The following is a 19,138-nucleotide window of genomic DNA, read 5'->3' as shown; positions in this document are numbered from 1 at the left end:
GGTGCATCTGGAGAAAAGAGTGTTGTCTATACCGAGATGATCCCTCTTCTTATCGAGGCTGTCAAGGAACAGCAGAAGACCATTGAAAAGCAGAATAAAGAGATAGAGGAACTGAAAGCAGGCGTTAAGAAAGCCCTGTCATCCAATCTGACGGCAGAACAACGCTGGCAGTAGGAAAGTTATTGAAAAGCCCGCCTTCTGCTTTAGAAGGCGGGCTTTTTTTTACAATAGAAAAGTTCTACCCTTTAGTCCTCGGCCTTTTGTTCGCCTCAAGCACTCTCTTACGGAGCCTGATTGACTGAGGAGTTATTTCGACAAGCTCGTCTTCCTTGATGAACTCTATCGCCTGTTCGAGGTTTAATATTTTTGGAGGTATCAGAAGCAGCGCTTCGTCCGTACCTGATGCGCGCATATTGGTTTGCTTTTTCTCCTTTGTGACATTGACGTCCAGATCGCTCTCCCTCGAATTTTCGCCGATGATCATCCCTTCGTAAACAGGGGTCCCTTCTTTTATTAACAAAGTCCCCCTCGGCTGAAGATGAAATAATGCGTACGTGTTTGATTTGCCGGGCCTGTCGGAGACAAGCACGCCTGTCTGCCGTTTTGATATATGGCCGTGCCATGGCTCGTATCCATCAAATAAATGATTGAGAAGCCCTGTGCCTCTTGTGTCAGTGAGGAACTGCGACCTGAAGCCGATCAGTCCCCTTGACGGGATCCTGAATTCAAGCCTCACCCTGCCGTTTCCGTTGTTCTGCATCTTCTGCATCCGGCCCTTTCTCATCCCGACCTGCTGTGTCACCACGCCGACAAAATCCTCCGGCACGTCTATCACGAGCTGCTCCATCGGCTCGTGCACAACATCGTTGATCTTCTTTGTTATTGTCTCAGGCATTGAAATGGAAAGCTCGTATCCCTCGCGCCTCATCATCTCAATGAGGATCGCAAGCTGCAATTCGCCGCGCCCCATTACATTGAATGAATCGGACGCGCCGTCAAAATCAACCCTGATGGAGACATTGTAGAGGAGTTCCTTTTCGAGCCTTTCCCTGAGATTTCTTGAGGTCACGTATTTGCCTTCTTTGCCCGCAAAAGGCGAGTTGTTAATGGAAAAGACAATTGAAATTGTCGGCTCGTCAACCTTTATCCTCGGCAGGGGTTTCGGGTTCTCCACGTCAGTGATCGTGTCGCCTATATTTATCCCTTCAATCCCCGCAAGCGCAACAATATCGCCGGCAGCCACTTCCTTTACGTCGATCCGCTCCAGTCCCTGGAAGGTATAAATGGTTGAGATCTTTCTCTTCAGCGCCTCTCCGCTTGCGTTTATCATGGCCACCGTATCTCCGACCCTTACGGTCCCTGAAAAGATCCTGCCGATGGCAAGCCTGCCCACATAATCGTTGTAGTCAATGTTTGTGACAAGGTATTGAAGAACGCCGCTGCTGTCGCACTCAGGCGCAGTGACTGTTCTCAGAATAATGTCAAACAGCGGCATTAAGTCCTCTGACGCGTCATTCATATCAAGCTTGGCGATTCCCACCTTCGCGTTTGTATAGATAATGGGAAAATCAAGCTGCTCCTCAGTTGCGTCAAGGTCAATGAACAGGTCATACACTTCATTCAGCACTTCCTGTATCCTTGCATCCGGCCTGTCTATCTTGTTTATCACAAGGATAGGCGGCAGGTTTAGCTCAAGCGCCTTTCTGAGAACGAATCTTGTCTGGGGCAAAGGGCCTTCAGATGAGTCAACCAGAAGCAGCACCCCGTCAACCATCTTCATTATCCTCTCCACCTCGCCGCCGAAATCCGCGTGCCCCGGCGTATCCAGGATATTTATTTTCACGCCCTTGTATTCAACGGCCGTGTTCTTCGCCATTATGGTGATGCCTTTTTCCCTCTCAAGGTCATTACTGTCCATGACCCTTTCCTGCACCCTTTCATTGGCGCGGTAAATTCCCGCCTGCTTCAGCATGCAGTCCACAAGGGTTGTCTTGCCGTGGTCGACATGGGCGATAATAGCGATGTTCCTTATATCTTCTCTTTTCATAAATCCTCTTTCTTTTACCTCAGAGAAAAGCTTGTCCGCAGATTACACAGATTTTTTATAAATGTTTTTATTTAATCTGTGTCAATCTGCGACATCTGTGGATAGAAAAATTATTCTATTTTCAGTGTCCTCTGTGGTTAATCTTAAATTTATTCCGCTGTCGGACAATCCTCTGCTGCCTTGTTAATTATCAGGGAAACTACAACAGGAAGTTTCACAACTAAGGCGGTGTGATTCATTATAAACTATTCGCATGGGATAATACATCCCTCCACTGGGACACTTCTGCTATTATAATAATTGTAAAATACCACCTGTCCTCTAATCAGTCATAAAGCTGGCTTGCCGGATTTTTTATCCGAAATTATGGACAAGCAAAAAAACAGGCGCTGTCGGGTATAGGATTAATGTCTTTAAGAAATTCCGAGGTACGTGTTCCTTACTTCGAAAAAGTTATGGAGCGAAATTTTAGTCCCATCACTTGTTTTCATGCAAAGACATTAATTCTCGACGCTAATTCCGATTATGATAAGGGGCCGTTCGGAGTGGTTGTAGGTTCTGCTAATCTAACCGTGAGCGGGCTATCAATGGGATATGAAAACTCGTTGGCCATGATGTGGAAAAAGCAGCCTCCTCTATCTTTCAGGAAGTACTTCCATTCTTTTTTTAAGGAAATTCAGCGAGTTGACTCCATTTTTGATATGTCAACTGTATTAGATCAGGCAATGATCCATCGCTATGAAAAGAAAAGACCTAAACCAAAGCAAATTACGTCAGAAGATGACAGCCTTCATGTAAAACGCCTCAAGCAAAGAGCGTCAGAGGTTCCGATTGCCAAAGCGGTTGCACTAGCCACAGCCTTAAACCTTTGGGTTGATATCAAATATGTTGTCAAAAATAGGGGGAAAGGGTTGCCAGGTAACCAGATAGACATGCAGAGAGGAACACGTGTATTTTTCGGTTTTGCTGTTGGTAAAGTTTTGCCAAATACTTCACTGGGTAGAGTACGAATAAATTATGAGAATAAGTCTGTTGATTGTGGTGTGCGCTTTGGGAATAACTTTATGGATAAACTTAATCTTCCAAGGCCAGGGATAGAAGGGCCGTTAAGCTATAGCAATAAAACACTGTTATTTACTCGGCAGACAGATGGTTCATTTTCATTGAAGCTTGGGAGCAAGAGAGAAATAAGAGGATGGAAAAAGATTTCATTAACACAAAAAACTTTTTATGAAATGCAGGGTGGTCGAGAATATGGAGTATTTAGTTGACAGATGCACTTAAAATGAAATCGCTGAAAGAGATATGGAGAAGTCGAGAATCCTAATCCTGATTCCCGAGACGACGGCAATAAGGAATGAGTGGTGTCAGGTCTACATTCTTCAGAAACTTCTCTAAAATGTAGCCCCGACACCACTTGTTTTAACTTGACACCCCCATTGTTCAAACCGAATAATTCAATATGAACAAAATAACCGCTTCAATGTTATACAACCTCGTCCAATGCCCTCACAGGGTCACACTGGATCTTTTTGGTAATTATAAGGACCGTGATCCGGTAAGCCCGTTTGTTCAACTTCTCTGGGATAAAGGTAGTGCCTTTGAGAAAGAAGTAATCGAAGGACTGGAAACAGCCTTTACTGACCTCAGCAAATTCAAAGGAGAAGAAAAAGAACGCATGACCCGGGAGGCGATGGAGCGGGGTGATAACTTGATTTACAGCGGGCGAATAACTGCTGGTGATTTGGTCGGTGAGCCGGATATTTTAAGACGCCACGGCAAATTTTACATAGCGGGTGACATAAAGAGCGGCGCTGGTGAAGAGGGGGCAAGCGAAGAGTCTGAGGGAAAACCGAAGAAGCATTATGCAGTACAATTGGCATTATATACAGATATCCTGGAGAGGCTTGGGGGTTCAGGAGGACGGTGTCCTTTTGTATGGGACATTCACGGTGAAGAGGTTGCATATGATCTTAACGATCCTCAGGGAGTCAGAAACAGGGAGAGCTTATGGGACCTTTATGAAACCTGTATGGGGGAAGCAAGGGCCATAAGCCTGAAATCAATAAAGACTCTCCCGGCTTTAGCAGCCAACTGCAAGTTATGCTGTTGGAGAACGCTTTGCAAGAAGGAAGTGAAAGAATCCGAGGATTTGACGCTGATTCCGGAACTGGGGAGGGGAAAAAGGGATGTTATGATTGCAAGCATCAGGACGGTTTCTGATCTGGCTAACGCAGATATTTCCGGACTTATCAAAGGTAAAAAAACTCTATTCCCGGGAATCGGACCGGATTCCCTGCTGAAGTTCCAGGCGCGGGCAAAGCTGTTAATCCAACCTGACGGTAGATCATATATCAAGAAAGAGTTCACTTTGCCGAATGCTGAAACTGAATTGTTCTTCGATATTGAAACTGACCCAATGAGGGACATCTGTTACCTCCATGGCTTTATTGAACGACGGGGCAGTTCAGAACGATACGTCTCGTTCTTTACTGATTCTCCAACCCCGGAAGATGAAGAGCAGGCATTTGCTCAGGCATGGGAATATATTCAATCATCAAGGCCCTGCGCCATTTATTATTATTCGCCCTATGAAAGAACAGTGTGGCGTAAATTGCGGGAACGTTATCCTCATGTTATGACCGAAGAACAGTTGCATGAACTGTTTTCACCTGAAACAGCAGTTGATCTCTATAACCACGTAATAAAACCATGCACTGAATGGCCGACAAATGATCATTCCATCAAGACCCTGGCATACTATCTCGGATTCAAATGGCGTGACCCTGATCCGTCGGGTGCAGCATCAATTGAATGGTATCACCGCTGGATTGAGTCGGGAGACCAGGCCATCCACCAACGTATACTCGAATATAATGAGGATGACTGTATTGCAACGAGGGTGCTTTTGGAAGGAATCAGGAGTCTGTCGCAAAAGAGCCATTGAATACAATTTCGGTGACTATACGATCTCGGAGCACCGTATGTATTAATTTTCTTACGTTCCCTCACCCAAAAAAAAGTCACATAACGCAACCTACTGTAGTTAAAAATTCTATTTTTTGAATAGTTAATTATTATTTTCATTATAATTAAAACTTTCAGCATACGCTGAAAATGCCGCAAACAGTGAAAACATCTCCTTGACAAACATCGTTTTTCAGTGTAATAATAGTTTTCAGCAATTGCTGAAAAAGGCTTAAATGATGAAAACAGAACTGCCGGACATAGAAATTAAAGCACAAGATACCATAAAAAGTATCCTTGATAGGATACCTTTTTTGAAGATTGAATCTATTGAGCGCGAGAAAGACGGCGTGGACCTTCTGGTTACTCTAACTCTTGATGACAAGAAGCAGGTGCTCATCATTGAAGTGAAGAGTAACGGACAACCGCGCATGGCTCGCAATGCAGTCAATCAGTTAATTCGCTACCGTGATACCTTCCCGGATGCGTACTTTATTTTCATGGCTCCCTTCATATCTCCACAGTCAGCTGAGATCTGCATGAAAGATGGTGTTGGTTATCTGGACTTTGCCGGCAACTGTTTCATGTCGTTCGGACAGGTATACATTGAGCAGACAGGAAAGACGAATCCCTTCCGGACGAAAAGAGACCTCGTATCACTCTTTTCTCCAAAGTCTTCCCGCGTGCTGCGGGTCTTATTAAACAATCCCGGAAGGGTATGGAAGACGCAGGACCTCGCCGATGAAGCAATGGTTAGTTTAGGACAGGTCGCTAACGTGAAGAAACTCCTTCTTGATCGTGAGTGGATCACGAAGCAGGATGGATTCTCACTGACTGCCCCGTGGAAGCTACTTGAAGAATGGGCGAATGTATATACATACCGGAAGAATGAAGTGTGCAATTATTATTCACTGAAAAGCATTCCTGAAATAGAATCCGATATTTCAAAGATCTGCCAGGAGAAAGGTGTTGCGTATGCGCTGACAGGTTTCTCCGGCGCAGCACGCTATGCCCCTGCGGTGCGCTACTCACGTGCAATGGCTTACGTATACAATGACAGAGAGGATGTGGCATCATTACTGAATTTGAAAAAGGTAGAGAGCGGGGCTAATATAACTATCCTCGGTCCTTATGACGAAGGGGTTTTTTACGGGAATCAGATAATTGAAGATATCAGGATCGTGTCGCCTTTGCAGACATATCTTGACCTGAAAGGGTATAAAGGCAGAGGCGAGGAAGCTGCGGAAGTCTTGCTGAGAGATGTAATAAAAACAAAATGGACAGCTATGAACAAATGATCGTAAGTTGTGTTCAATGTATGAACGTTAGTTGACATTAGAATTAAATATGGTAACTCGAAGAGATTATACGGCCGAAGGGGTAGAGGCTGCACGCTCTGTGCTCATAGAGCTGGTTCATCTACTGGGTGAATATAAAGATGATATCGTCCTCATCGGCGGCTGGATTCCTGAAGTATTGTTACCCCATTTCAGCGGCCCACATGTTGGCAGCATGGATGTAGACATCGCCCTAAACCATCAGAAGATTCAGGAAGCCGGATACAAGAAAATTCAGGATCTTCTTATGAGTAGAGGATATCAGCAGGGAGAGCAGCCATTTATCTTTTTTAGAGATGTGAAAGTGGGAGACCAGCAGGTCAAGGTACAAATCGACCTCTTGGCTGGTGAATATGAGGGGACTTCAAAAGGTCATCGTCACCAGAAAATACAGGGAGTACAGGCTCGTAAAGTAAGAGGATGCGATCTCGCCTTTGAGATGTCAAAAGAGATCAGGATCGAAGGGACGCTTCCTAATGGAGCACATGATTCAGTTACTGTTCGCGTTGCTTCTATTGTGCCATTCTTTGTGATGAAGGGGATGGCCATGGAAACCCGCATGAAAGAAAAGGATGCCTGGGACATTTACTATTGCCTGCTGAATTATCCGGGCGGGATAGATGCGCTGGTAGATGAATTTAAACCACACCTGAATCATGGACTCGTTATGGAAGGCTTGCAGAAGATCGCTGGGAAGTTCTCTTCAGAGAAAGCCTTCGGCCCGAAGTCAGTTGCAGACTTTGAAGAAGTAGTCGGGCCCGATGAACAGGAGCGCATACAGAGAGATGCTTACGAGCGGGTGAATGCGTTACTCAGTAAGTTGGGGATATCGATATAAAAAACTACCAAATGTACTCTCGATGTTTACATGCGTGTTACTAAAAAACATGAACTGGGGTATTAACTTCTGAACATTATTCTCTATATTCCAGAATATCCTCAACCTTACAATTAAAATACTTACAGAGCTTATCGAGAACTTCAAAGTCTATCCTCTGAGCCTTTTCGTAATAGAGAAGGGTAATGGTATTTCTATGAACGTCGATGTCCCGGGCAACGTCAGCGATCTTCAGTTTTCTCTCGCCCATTATTCTTGATAAATGGCACTTAATCATATCGTTACGTTCAGAACAAGCTTAAAAGTAATACTATATTATCAAACAAAATATAAAAATGTCATTTTAAATGTTATTTTGCCTTGACATGTGTGATTCAGAACGATATAATATTATTCAAGAAGCATAATTATTATTTAATATGACAATGTAACACGCAAAAGGAGGCTTAATGAGCGAAGCAAAAGACAATAGAAACTCACGGCAAACCGAAAGAGCCTTGAAGATATTAAATCAGGCTGTTATCCATGCAAGGAAAAAAAATAAAGACAAACATTGTGAAATGCCGGTGGATTGTTATTATTACTCCTTGAAGGATGGCATGACTTATGAGGAAGAACTCCTTGAGATCTTCCACGCCCTTGTCCGTTCCGGGATGTCGCCGGATGAAGCACAAGAAAAAGCGCCGGGTGAATTAGAGCGCATCAATGCTATTGCAAAACAATTTGAAGAGGTTAAGGCTGCAGGTGGCTTATAAGGTTGTTTTTTTAGTGTGATGTGCTATGAAATAAATACATCTGGCCAAAATATGTGCCAAAATGTCCTCATCTAACTTCCCGCTTTTTTAGCACATGCGACAAAAGCGGGAAGTCAAGTTCCATGTTTTGCAATATATGCAACGATAAATGGAACACAGGTTCTATATTTTGTGACACGTGAAACAATAAATGGAACCAAGGTTCCTGCTTTTGTAACATCGTGCAACAAGATTAGGAACCAGGGGTTCCTGCTTTTGTGACAGCCTGCGACCAAATCGGGAACCTTAACTTTTTTGGAAAATAAGCGAATTACTTCAATCGCCTTTCCCGGTCGGATACACAGATTTAACATCTCTTAAAAAGAACTCTGTCTTTTTCCTTTCAATTTCATTCCATCGATAAAAGCCGACTGGTTTGAGAGGGATCAAATATGTTTTGTGAGTTGAGCCCAATTCGGTTTTGATTGCATAAAGTCTCCGGGGTTTCCCTTTTTCGAACAGATCGGGAATAAAATCATAATTCCTGAGGAAACTAATAATCCCGTGCAACGCTCTATCATATGACAACTTGCTCCGAAATAGCGGGTCAATAATATTTGCCTCTTCGCAGAGGGCCTTTGCTGTTTCATAAATCAATTGTGGTTTGCAGTAGACAAGGTCCCTGAATGTAAATGCCTGCCAGTTTGACTTTGGAAAATTGATATATGGCCTTATCCTCCAGTAAAAATCCTCTATGCTAAACCATGTATCCAGGGACGCTATCCTGGGATTCCGTGAGAATCTCACAAGTTCTGATTGCCGTGCTTCCTGATCAGCTTTTTTCAACATGCAGGCCAAATCATTCCTCAGGCATATGTGATGGTTCCCTACTGCGTTTATCACTTGGCTTGCGAGGGTTTGATTTTTCCCATAAAACATTCCCTCAAGCCACCGGGCGCTAATTATCTGATGTTCATACACCTCACCGGCTGAATTCGAGATTAAATGGGGAATCTTTCCTATGTCATGAGCGAGGCCGGTGATTACCGCCTTCGGCATGTGCATTTCATAGTCCGTAATACTCTTCTTAAGGGCCTTGACCATATTCAATGTCACTCCATAGGAATGCTCCCTGAGGGTGACGCCAGCAAGTCTGTCTTTTACCGCTGGTGAAGTATCCGCCTCAGGACCGCTCCCTGTAGCCACAACAGAAGGGCAATCCCCGTATTTCTCAAGCAGCTTTATAAGTTCCGCAACGATATCAAGTGCGTTTTGAAACTCGTAAATGTCGCGGTATGGGTAAATATAGCAGCCCAAGATCAGTTTCACAGAATCGGAAAGCGATGTTTCTTCTTTCATATTTTGACCTCTTTTATCATATAGCTGTATTACTTTTTAACTGTCAAATGTCTTTCGAACAGTCGGATTTATTGTATGGCCACAAAATGGGGAAAAAAGACATGCTCTTACCCGTAACATGGGCAGCTAAATGATGCTGGTAAAGATAACAGCACTGGTGAATTATGAATTCAGAACCATATTCAGACAATCAAAAGGTAATATACAGACAACTATTAACTTCGAGTAGACAACCCCGATAGTCGAACTTCTAATTGCTGGGTTACGCGCGGGACATCCGGCACTTACCTTATCTCCGCTGGTGAAGCGGATTCCAAGACGGGTTTTGCACCCTGATTATTTTTTTTGCTCTGCTATACGCCCATATTCTATATGGAAGTTGCGCAGGGGAAAACCGATTGAAAATTAAAGGATTTCAAAAGCGAGTATTTTCTTTTGTTTCATTCCCACATCAAATCCAAAAGGATAGTTTTTTTCCAAGAAAGTTCAGCGGCTCTTCACTTTGAATATTCAGCAGAGGAGAAGGGTTATGTATAGCTACTCACACAGTCACATGTGATGCAGATACATAAGGCATCGCCGGATGCATGGAGACGTGCTTGTCCGGTGGTAACGGGGGCTGGCTGTAAGATGTCTTCTACCCACTGCCTTGCTGAGTATGGGCGACGCCGACATCATCTTTCCCCGGCCATTCAGGGGAAAGGTACGGTAATTGTGAAGTGGTGAAAATCCATCCAGTGGGACGTCAGTAATGACGTAACACCTGACCCGGAGGGGGAACTGACTGGAAGTAATTCCGGTTGGTGTATAGCTGAACCCTTAAAGTCCGCCAATGATGCCTGGCGGGAAAGCATCCTATCCGTTTCAGGAGGATGCGACCGGGTAAAAGGAAATGGAGAGGCGAGGCCGAACTGCTTTGATCTTCGACGGGTATCCGAAAACTCCTCTGGAGCGAGTAAGGACCTGCTTCCATATTCGGGGTCGTGCATATGCACACAACCGTCGAAGTGAGCGACCTGACCATTTCCTTAACACAATTATCTAAGGCGGCACGGTCCGAACGGCGAGAAATCGTGCGAGGATCAGGAGCGTAGTTGAATAGCGTTGAGGGTCACTGCAAGGCAGTGGTGACCCGATGCCGGACGGGAATGACATCCCGTTTAATACGGCGCGTAAAAGACTACACCTTGCTGAACCTTTTTGGGAGTGGCTTTACTTATTGATGCTGCTATTTAAGTGATATCAATTAGGAAAGCTGCTGGCCGGGAGGCCGAGCTTAATAAAAAACCGGGAGGTAATTTTATGGCTTATAACTATCTAACAGGGAGCTGGCAGGGATTCATTCAGGAGATAGTGTACTTGATCGGACGAGGGTACCTGTTCTATCACGTTACAGATCTGCCCGAAAGGAAGCGCGACAAATGGCTGGGAATTGACCGGAAGCTGATCAGGAAATACGAGACGGAAAAGTCCAAGTTCCAGCGGTGCAGGCTGAAAGAAAAACGCGTCGCAAATTTCTTCTATCTGAGATATGAATCTACTGCTATCATCATGCATACGCATGGCTCTACGGATCATGTGCTGTATGATGACAGGTTTTCGGATGTTTGCGAGAAGCCAATGACGGTAAAGGTGAGCGATAATATTTCGCTCGTCATATACGTCAATAACGAAGTCTGCTCTGTTCGTTTTACGAAAGAGACTTATGCAGGCTTTAAGGCAGTAATGGCAGATGTTGTGAAAACAAAAAACAGGTGGGACATTATCAAGACTTTTAATTTGATCAACGGCATACCAGCTTTCAGCGGTATTGTAGAACAAAAAAAGCGACTTGCCTTGTGGACAGCAAAACAGGCCCGCAAACATCAGGTTGCTTTAATAAAGGCCGACCTGCGTCTAAATACCCGCAGGAAGATATATAAAGTTTGGATTAGCCCGGAGGCATAGTTTTACCTCTGGGCTTTTTTATTTGGATTGCAACCGTTTAAGTACCAGCCGGTAACCGAAGACGTTTGATTAAGCATTTTCTGCAGGATCGGAAACCACATGGTATCTCATTCGGAACCATCTGAAAGTAATACAGCAGTAAATAGACAGGAGGTCATGAATGGGAAAATGATTATCAAAGTGACACTGAATTCAAAGAATCCGGCTGAAGCCGAGCTAATGAAAATTCTCGAAGACGTTAAGAACAGAAGCGCATACCTGAAAATGGCGGCATTTCACTACTGCAATGTCCTTGGGAAGTTGTCGTCAGCAGACAACAGGACTGATAAAAATCCGGCTGTGGCAAATATGATTAATGGTAAGCAGAAGACAAATGCAGGTCAGGCATCTGACCCGGATTTACCACCCGATTTAGGTACTGTCTTTGCAAACGCATTCGACCGATAAAAACATTCTAAACGAGGAGCAGAAGGCTTCACTTAATTAAGCGGCAAAAACAACCGATATTTTATTACAGGATGTTCAATGGCCATCTTGAATCTGATTACCAACAGGAGAAGTAAATAATATGGCCCCAAGTTTTCATGAAAGAGAACATTGGACCCTTTTCAGAACGTTACAAGGATTGAAGCAGGTTATAGGGGTTGATATCCACCTATTACCGAAGTTAGTCGCAAAAGAACTGACAGACAACGCATTAGATGCAAGTTCACACTGCGAGACCGGCTTATTGGAAGGGAATGGATTCTTTGTTGAGGATTACGGCAAAGGGATTTCCGGAACTGATGAAGAAATAGCAAGTCTCTTTTCAATCAATCGGCCATTACGGTCAACAAAATATTACAGGATGCCGACACGGGGCGCGGTCGGCAATGGATCAAGAGTAATAGCAGCTTCAGTGTTGGTAAGCGAAGGCACTTTAAAAGTCATGACGAGAGGAAGATGCCTTCAATTATTCCCGCAGTTTGATGCCGGTGAAACCCTTTACAGGCAGACCGGAAATTATAATAAAACCGGAACCCGGATTGAAGTGACACTTCCGAATTTTAATCTGAACAACGTCTTTGAATGGAGCAATAAAGCGATTCAATTAAACAGAGGCAATAGATATAAAGGCAAGACTTCCCCTCATTGGTATGATTTCGACTTTTTCTACGAACTGGTCAAGTCGTCTCCTGATGACTTGACGGTTGCAAGATTCGTTGAAGAGTTTGATTCCCTCTCAGGGGATATCAAATGGAAGATTGCTGAAGAATTCAACGTAAAGAAAGTCAAAAAGTTAAACAGAGTGGATATCGAGAGATTGCAGCTCAGGATGAGAAAGCTGGCAAAGCCGGTTAGTACCGAGAGATTAGGGCTTGTCGGCGATATCGAAGGCTTTGATGTTTATCATAAAACTCACGGCAACTTTGAAATAAGATTAGAGGAGCAAATGTCACAGCCTATCGTGCCTTATGTTCTTGAGGTATGGGTAAAAAACTCTGATAAGTTTCGTTCAACCTTTTGTGTGAACAGGACTCCTGTAACCGGGAATGTCAACACTCATGTGTATCCTCAGGATGTTTGGCTGTTTGGCTGCGGGATTGACTGCAGGGCAAATGTAAAAACACCAAAAGAGATATTGGTAAATGTAATAACCCCCTATATGCCTATCACTTCTGACAGTAAGGCGCCGGACTTTTCCGCTCTGAACGATAAGATCGGAGCAGCAATTACAGCCGCTATAAAAAAATCAAAGTCCAAGCAAAGCAACCCCAAGCAAAAGAAAATATCTCAAAAACAAGTAGTGCTGGATAATCTCGATGTTGCAATGATTAAATCGAGCGATAACTATCTCTACAGATATTCTCAAAGGCAGATTTATTACGTTGCCAGAGCAATAGTAAACAGAGAATTGGGGAAAGATCTGACGTATAAAAACTTCATAAAAATAATAACCGGGCATGAGGCTGAGAAAGGTTCTGAGTTACGGAATATTTACAGAGACGACCGGGGTGTTCTGTATCATCCGCATCTTAAGGAAACCATCACGCTGGGCACCTTAAGTGTCGAAAACTATAAAACGCCTGAATGGACCTTTAACAAAATCATTTACTGTGAAAAGGAAGGTTTTATTGAAATATTAAAGAGCGCAAAATGGCCTGAAAAGCATGATTGCGCTTTACTGACAAGTAAAGGCTACTCAACCGGAGCTGCGAGAGATGTATTGGATTTGATCGGGGAGAGTGATGAAGAGCTTCTTTTTTTCTGTATCCATGATGCGGATATTGACGGAACGCTCATTTATCAATCCCTTGTTGAAGCAACAAGGATAAGGCCCCAACGAAAAGTCAGAGTTGTAAATTTGGGATTAGAAGCAGAAGAAGGTCTTGACATGGGACTTCAGGTTGAAACGCTAAAGAAAAAGCAGCCAAAGAACTGTGCGGATTATGTATCCGTTCGATGGCAGAAATGGTACAAATCCAACCGGATTGAGTTAAACGCAATGGATACCCCTACCTTTATTAAGTGGCTGGATAAAAAGATGGAGGATTATGCAAACGGCAAGCTTATTCCACCAGATCATATCTTGTCCAATGAGTTTGAAAGCAAAGGTGAACAGAAGATAAAGGATAAGGTCAGAGACAAACTTATCAGGGAGGCAAAGATTGAAGAACGCACAGAGGAAATTCTGAAACAGATATTCCCAAAGTTTAAAGAAAAACTCAGACTTGAGGAATTAAAAGCAACCGTAAAGAAAAAATTATCGGACAATCCTTACCTCCAATGGAAGAAACCGATAAGTGACGTTGTCGATGAAATCCTTGCCGGGTTATTAACTGAGTATGATGTTTGAGCCATCCAGCAGCGCATAATGTTTGGAATGTATTGATATTACAGCTTAATTTGCGCCTGAAACTCAGAAATTAAGGAACTTCTTGTCCTCGGTTATCTTGCCTACTTCGAAGTAATAAATTTGTAATTTTGAGAAAACCAGCACGGCCTTTGTTGCAAAACGTAGAGCTGATAGAATATCTGGTTTTTACAAGAAACCGGCATCTTCTTATTCAATAACTTCTATATCCCGATCCTTCCAGCCCAACATCCCCGGATTCTTCCCAGAAGTAATACATAACAGATGGATCAAAAAGAATTGTGCTGTGACGTCCACGAGCTTAAAGAGCTTGTGCGCCGGGTTATTAATCTTTCCGGTCAGAACAGCTACCCCCGCTGGATGGACGTAAAAGCCGCTTGCGCCTACACCTCGATGTCGAAAAACACTCTTATGGAGTATATAAAAAAAGATGGCTGCATATATGCCAAACGACTCGGAGGCAAATGGTATATTGACCGTGAAAGCATTGATAGTTTCATGCTCCAAGACCCGGTAAAAATCCATTTGTCAACATTGCGATTTGTAAGATGAATATAATAAAATTTCCTGTCATGAGACTTTTCAAAAGAAAAAATGGAACCTACTATGTAGAAATCAGGCGAGGACAAGCAAAGAGCCTGAAAACAAAAGACAAGCTTCTTGCCCAAAGGCTCCTTAAACAGATAGAGAAAGAGGCTCTGCTCGGCAGACTGATCCAGTTGGAGCGAAAATCATATAGCTCTGTTGCTGATTTCTCAAAAGAATATATAGCACATAGAGAAGAAAACAAGGCATCGAATACTACAAGGTTAGACAAAGAATCTTTTGACAAATTGACTGATTTCCTCGGTGGTGCTACACTGATCAATTCTATTACCAGAAAACAATGCGAGGAATTTATTAATCATCTCAGGGGAAATACCCTGAAACCCACCACCATCAACATCGCTATAAGGCACCTTAAGGCAGCTTTTAAAAAGGCAGTTGAATGGGAGTATATTGATAAGACCCCATGGGAATATGTAAAGCAAATCAAGCTCAAAGACAGCCTTCCGAGGGCCTGCAACAAGCAGGAGATCGAAAAGCTGCTGTCTGCAATCAGCATACAGGAAGATAGAGAGCTTCTCCTTACCTATTTGTACACCGCAGGACGCAGGACTGAGATCGCAAGACTACAGTGGCAGGATTTCAAGGAAAACAACGACATATGGATGGTTCATATTAAGGAGAGTAAAACCAAGACCAGGATTATTCCCCTTGCAGATAACTTGAAGGAACTGCTCTTCTACCGGAAAAAGCATATAGGTCCGGTATTTCCTTCCTGTTACTATCACCCCAAGGAAGTATCCAAGAAATTCAGAAAGTATGCTGATAATGCAGGACTGAAAAATGTTAAACTACACGACATGAGGCATACCTCGGCAACGTTTATGCTGCTGAAGGGGGTGCCGTTAAAAATAGTGTCTGAGGTTCTTGGACACACCACTGTAAAGACAACCGAGATATATACGAAACTGATAGCGGAACATTTACGCGATGCGATCAATACCCTTAAATTTTAGGAGCACGACTTTTGCAGTCAACAGGTCTCTGTGTATGCATTTTGACTGCAAATTGATGACAAAAAAGAGGCATTTCGAGCGATTCTGTACAATTTTGACAAATTGGCCTCATGTGCACAACTATTTGATATATAATATTAATTTAGCTTTTTTAAGCTTCTGGAGAGGTGTCCGAGTGGCCGAAGGAGCACGACTGGAAATCGTGTAGACGCTAATACCGTCTCGAGGGTTCGACTCCCTCCCTCTCCGCCAGAAAGAACAGCGATCAGCCGTCAGCTTTCAGCTATGGTCTGTTAGCTGATTGCTGAAGGCTGATCGCCGAGAGCTATTTTTGGGTCGGGTCTTTGGGCCCTGTGCAACAGTATGCTGTGAATCCCGCCAGGTCCGGAAGGAAGCAACGGTAAGCAGTTATCCTGTGTGCCGCAGGATAACCTGAAGGCCCGGCTTTAAAAAAAGACGGGGATTAGGGATTGGGGGTTAGTAAAGGAAGCAAAAGAAGTAGTAAAGATTGAGCGGTAGTTTTTTTACTAATCCCTAACCCCTAACGACCAACTACTTAATTATGAGCTACATTGTACTTGCAAGAAAATGGCGCCCCCAGAATTTTGACGATCTTGTTGGACAGGAGACGGTTGTTAAGACCTTCAAGAATGCCCTGTCAAGCGGGAAGATCGTGCACGCCTATTTGTTTTCAGGTCCCAGGGGCGTTGGCAAAACATCTTCCGCCCGCATCCTTGCCAAGGCGCTGAACTGTCTGCAAAGGACCGGCAGCGACCCATGCGGCCAATGCGAAAGCTGCAAGGCGATAACCGAAGGCCATTCCGTTGACGTGTTTGAAATCGACGGCGCCTCTAACACAGGCGTTGACGCGGTGCGTGAACTGAGGGAGACCGTGAAATACGCGCCTTCAGGCGGTAAGTATAAAATTTATATAATCGATGAAGTGCATATGCTGAGCGTGCCTGCCTTCAACGCGCTACTTAAAACCCTCGAAGAGCCGCCGCCGCACGTGGTCTTCATCTTTGCCACAACCGAACCGAAAAAGATACCGGCAACTATTCTCTCCAGGTGTCAGCACCACTCTTTCCGCAGGGTCACCAAAAACAGGATAAAAGAGCAGCTCGGGAAAATTACCGACGCGGAACAGATAAATATCAAAGAGGCCGCTCTGGAGATGATAGCAAAGGCGGCTGACGGCAGCATGAGAGACGCCCTGACCCTTCTTGATCAGGCCTGCTCTTTCAGCGACGACATAACGGAAAAAGAGCTTCAGACGCTTTTAGGCCTTCCTGACGCGGAGGTCATCTTCAATCTTTCGGAAGCTATTTTAAAGGGAGACGCGTCCTCCTCCCTTTCGATAATAAAGGAATTCACTGACAGGGGCAGCGACCTGCGGCAGATAGCAAAGGAACTTGTCGAGCAATTCAGAAATATTACCATCGTGAAGATAACACAAGATGCTGAAGACGTCTTTGAATTTTCCAGAGAGGACACGGAAAGGCTGAGGGGGCTTGCAGCCGGTGTCAGCATTGAAGAACTTACTTTGCTCCTGACCGAACTCCTCAGGCTTGAGGGAGAGGTCCGGAACGCCGTCAATCCGAGATATACACTTGAACTCGGGCTTCTCAGGACTTCTTTTGTGAAGGGGATGACTTCCATAGGGGACGTCATGAAAATGCTCAGCGGTCCACAGGGTGCGGATTATGTACGGGAATCAGGGCCACAACCGGCACACGACAAATTAAAAAACACTCAGGAAAGTCCCTCACCGGTCAAATCCGAAATCCGAAACCCTAAACCCGAAATTTCCGAGGCCCCACCGGCAGAAAAAAAAACAGAACCGGTTAAACAACCCGCCCCGGACATCATAACGGTAACAGCGGACAAGGAAGAACTCTGGCAGAAATTGATCGCACATCTCGATTCGCAGGACCATCTGCTTGCCTGCAAGCTTGCAGAGGCCACGCTTATCAATATGACAACGGCAGAACTGTCGATCGGCTTCAACGGGGGGATGTCCGTGCTTGCGGATTCAATAAGGAAGAGCGCCCCTGTTATTAACCCGATCCTTCAAAAACTGAGCGGCCACAGCATTAAATTAAAGATCCTTGCATTGCCCAAGAAAGAAATAAAAAATGATATCAATAAAATGAAGGAAAAGGTTTTCTCCGAGCCGATTGTGCAGGACGCGATGAGAATTTTTAACGGTTCCATGGTAAAAGTTAAATCGCTCGAAGAAGACAAAGGGGCGGATAACAGTGACTGAGAGGGCCGCAGGTTTATAAATTATGCGGGCTGAAAATAATCGTAAATTACGGAGGTCTTATGAATAAGAAGATGATAGGCGACCTGATGAAGCAGGCGCAGAAGATGCAGGAGGAGATGGGAAGGGTCCAGGAGGAATCAAAAAAGAAGACATATGAGGCGTCGGCAGGCGGAGGCATGGTTGTCGCTACAGCCAACGGCGCAACGGAGATCGTTTCCCTGAAGATCGAGCGCGACGTAGTAAACCCCGACGATATTGAGATGCTTCAGGACCTTATAGTCGCAGCAGTGAATGAGGCCCTCCGGGGGGCGCAGCAATTGGTGTCGGAAGACATGAAAAAAATTACAGGCGGCATGAACCTTCCCGGCCTGGGAAATATCTTCGGGTAAGGCTTTATCCACAGATTTCGCAGATGACGCAGATTATTGAAAGGTAATAAGTGCACTGCCTGTCATTCCCGCTTGTCGGGAATCTTTCTTTATCGCCTTTGTGATTGAAAGAAGGATTGCGGACAGGCCGCAATGACAAAAAAATCTGTGTAATCTGCGGACCATATTTTTAAATTATGAATAACGGCGTTGTTGAAAATCTCATAAACGAACTTTCAAAGCTTCCGGGTATCGGCAGGAAGACCGCGCAGCGGCTTTCCTTTTTTATATTGGGTATGCCGGAGGAGGAAGCGGTCTCGATAGCTAACGCCATTATTGAAATAAAGAAAAAGGCGCGCTTCTGCCGGACCTGCTTTAACATCACTGAAGACGAGATATGCTCCATCTGTAAAAACCCGCAGAGGAACAGAAGCACGATCTGCGTTGTCGAAGAACCGAGCAACCTCATCGTTATTGAAAATACAAAAATCTTCAATGGGCTGTATCATGTGCTTCTCGGAGCGCTTTCCCCTATTGACGGCATAACCCCGGACAGGCTCAAGATCAATGAGCTTGTTGAAAGGGTGAAGCAGGGCGGCATTACAGAAGTCATCATCGCGACAAACCCCAACACAAAAGGCGAAACTACAGCCCAGTATATATCCCAGGTTCTGAAACCCCTTGGAGTAAAAATATCCCGCATCGCCTACGGGCTTCCCATCGGCGGAGACATTGAATTTGCCGATGAGGTCACCCTCTCAAAATCCATCGAAGGCAGAAAAGAACTGTAAATTTCATATTTTATTCACTTTCCGGCTATATAATTTATGTAGATTGATAGAGATTTACAAGGTATAAT

At 44.4% G+C, this 19,138-nt stretch carries 17 protein-coding genes, 1 tRNA gene and 1 other RNA gene; 16 read left to right on the top strand and 3 right to left on the bottom strand.

Annotation, left to right across the window (positions count from 1 at the left end; all coding sequences use genetic code 11):
* The coding region (locus HZB61_02830; protein ID MBI5055538.1) for a hypothetical protein at nt 1–174 on the top strand (174 nt) is incomplete at its 5' end.
* Nucleotides 175–238: 64 nt separating this feature from the next.
* On the opposite strand, the gene typA is transcribed toward HZB61_02830, so the two are convergent.
* The gene (gene typA / locus HZB61_02825; protein MBI5055537.1) at nt 239–2,047 is read right to left on the bottom strand and encodes a translational GTPase TypA; all 1,809 of its coding nucleotides are present in this window, start codon (nt 2,045–2,047) and stop codon (nt 239–241) included.
* A 407-nt stretch (nt 2,048–2,454) separates the two neighbouring features.
* Between typA and HZB61_02820 the strand changes: the two genes are divergently transcribed.
* The 4 genes from HZB61_02820 (at nt 2,455) to HZB61_02805 (ending at nt 7,189) form a co-directional block, all read left to right on the top strand.
* Nucleotides 2,455–3,318, top strand: a complete 864-nt coding sequence (locus tag HZB61_02820) for a hypothetical protein (protein ID MBI5055536.1) — start codon at nt 2,455–2,457, stop codon at nt 3,316–3,318.
* 191 nt (nt 3,319–3,509) lie between these two features.
* Nucleotides 3,510–4,994, top strand: coding sequence for a TM0106 family RecB-like putative nuclease (locus tag HZB61_02815; GenBank protein MBI5055535.1), 1,485 nt, complete (start codon nt 3,510–3,512; stop codon nt 4,992–4,994).
* A gap of 256 nt (nt 4,995–5,250) precedes the next feature.
* On the top strand, nt 5,251–6,312 hold the full coding sequence (locus tag HZB61_02810) for a hypothetical protein (protein ID MBI5055534.1): 1,062 nt from the start codon (nt 5,251–5,253) through the stop codon (nt 6,310–6,312).
* A gap of 31 nt (nt 6,313–6,343) precedes the next feature.
* The gene (locus HZB61_02805; GenBank protein ID MBI5055533.1) at nt 6,344–7,189 is read left to right on the top strand and encodes a hypothetical protein; all 846 of its coding nucleotides are present in this window, start codon (nt 6,344–6,346) and stop codon (nt 7,187–7,189) included.
* Between the two features lie 76 nt (nt 7,190–7,265).
* Here the strand turns inward: HZB61_02805 and HZB61_02800 are convergent, their stop codons facing one another.
* Complete coding sequence (locus tag HZB61_02800; GenBank protein MBI5055532.1) at nt 7,266–7,466, bottom strand: helix-turn-helix transcriptional regulator; 201 nt, start codon at nt 7,464–7,466, stop codon at nt 7,266–7,268.
* A gap of 172 nt (nt 7,467–7,638) precedes the next feature.
* Here HZB61_02800 and HZB61_02795 point away from each other — a divergent pair, with 172 nt between their 5' ends.
* Nucleotides 7,639–7,944: a hypothetical protein gene (locus tag HZB61_02795; GenBank protein MBI5055531.1), complete on the top strand. Its 306-nt coding sequence runs from the start codon at nt 7,639–7,641 to the stop codon at nt 7,942–7,944.
* Nucleotides 7,945–8,259: 315 nt separating this feature from the next.
* Here the strand turns inward: HZB61_02795 and HZB61_02790 are convergent, their stop codons facing one another.
* Nucleotides 8,260–9,282, bottom strand: a complete 1,023-nt coding sequence (locus HZB61_02790; GenBank protein ID MBI5055530.1) for an HD domain-containing protein — start codon at nt 9,280–9,282, stop codon at nt 8,260–8,262.
* Nucleotides 9,283–10,584: 1,302 nt separating this feature from the next.
* Between HZB61_02790 and HZB61_02785 the strand changes: the two genes are divergently transcribed.
* The 10 genes from HZB61_02785 to recR all read left to right on the top strand — a co-directional run bounded on the left by HZB61_02785 (nt 10,585) and on the right by recR (nt 19,070).
* Nucleotides 10,585–11,229, top strand: coding sequence for a hypothetical protein (locus HZB61_02785; protein MBI5055529.1), 645 nt, complete (start codon nt 10,585–10,587; stop codon nt 11,227–11,229).
* 168 nt (nt 11,230–11,397) lie between these two features.
* Complete coding sequence (locus HZB61_02780; GenBank protein MBI5055528.1) at nt 11,398–11,676, top strand: hypothetical protein; 279 nt, start codon at nt 11,398–11,400, stop codon at nt 11,674–11,676.
* Nucleotides 11,677–11,797: 121 nt separating this feature from the next.
* Nucleotides 11,798–14,065: a hypothetical protein gene (locus HZB61_02775; protein MBI5055527.1), complete on the top strand. Its 2,268-nt coding sequence runs from the start codon at nt 11,798–11,800 to the stop codon at nt 14,063–14,065.
* 282 nt (nt 14,066–14,347) lie between these two features.
* Nucleotides 14,348–14,635: a helix-turn-helix domain-containing protein gene (locus tag HZB61_02770; protein MBI5055526.1), complete on the top strand. Its 288-nt coding sequence runs from the start codon at nt 14,348–14,350 to the stop codon at nt 14,633–14,635.
* Nucleotides 14,632–15,645: a tyrosine-type recombinase/integrase gene (locus HZB61_02765; protein MBI5055525.1), complete on the top strand. Its 1,014-nt coding sequence runs from the start codon at nt 14,632–14,634 to the stop codon at nt 15,643–15,645. The genes HZB61_02770 and HZB61_02765 overlap by 4 nt, the downstream gene beginning before the upstream one ends.
* A 161-nt stretch (nt 15,646–15,806) precedes the next feature.
* Nucleotides 15,807–15,897: transfer RNA gene (locus tag HZB61_02760), tRNA-Ser, on the top strand.
* Nucleotides 15,898–15,987: 90 nt separating this feature from the next.
* An RNA gene (gene ffs / locus HZB61_02755) (signal recognition particle sRNA small type) lies at nt 15,988–16,086 on the top strand.
* Between the two features lie 121 nt (nt 16,087–16,207).
* Complete coding sequence (gene dnaX / locus HZB61_02750; protein ID MBI5055524.1) at nt 16,208–17,911, top strand: DNA polymerase III subunit gamma/tau; 1,704 nt, start codon at nt 16,208–16,210, stop codon at nt 17,909–17,911.
* 59 nt (nt 17,912–17,970) lie between these two features.
* Nucleotides 17,971–18,300, top strand: coding sequence for a YbaB/EbfC family nucleoid-associated protein (locus HZB61_02745; protein MBI5055523.1), 330 nt, complete (start codon nt 17,971–17,973; stop codon nt 18,298–18,300).
* Between the two features lie 176 nt (nt 18,301–18,476).
* Nucleotides 18,477–19,070, top strand: a complete 594-nt coding sequence (gene recR, locus HZB61_02740; protein ID MBI5055522.1) for a recombination protein RecR — start codon at nt 18,477–18,479, stop codon at nt 19,068–19,070.
* The last annotated feature ends 68 nt before the right edge of the window (nt 19,071–19,138 follow it).

This window comes from Nitrospirota bacterium, from assembly GCA_016214845.1.
Lineage (GTDB): Bacteria > Nitrospirota > Thermodesulfovibrionia > UBA6902 > UBA6902 > SURF-23.
The sequence above is the reverse complement of the archived record's forward strand: the minus strand, read 5'-3'. Positions and strand labels throughout refer to the sequence as shown.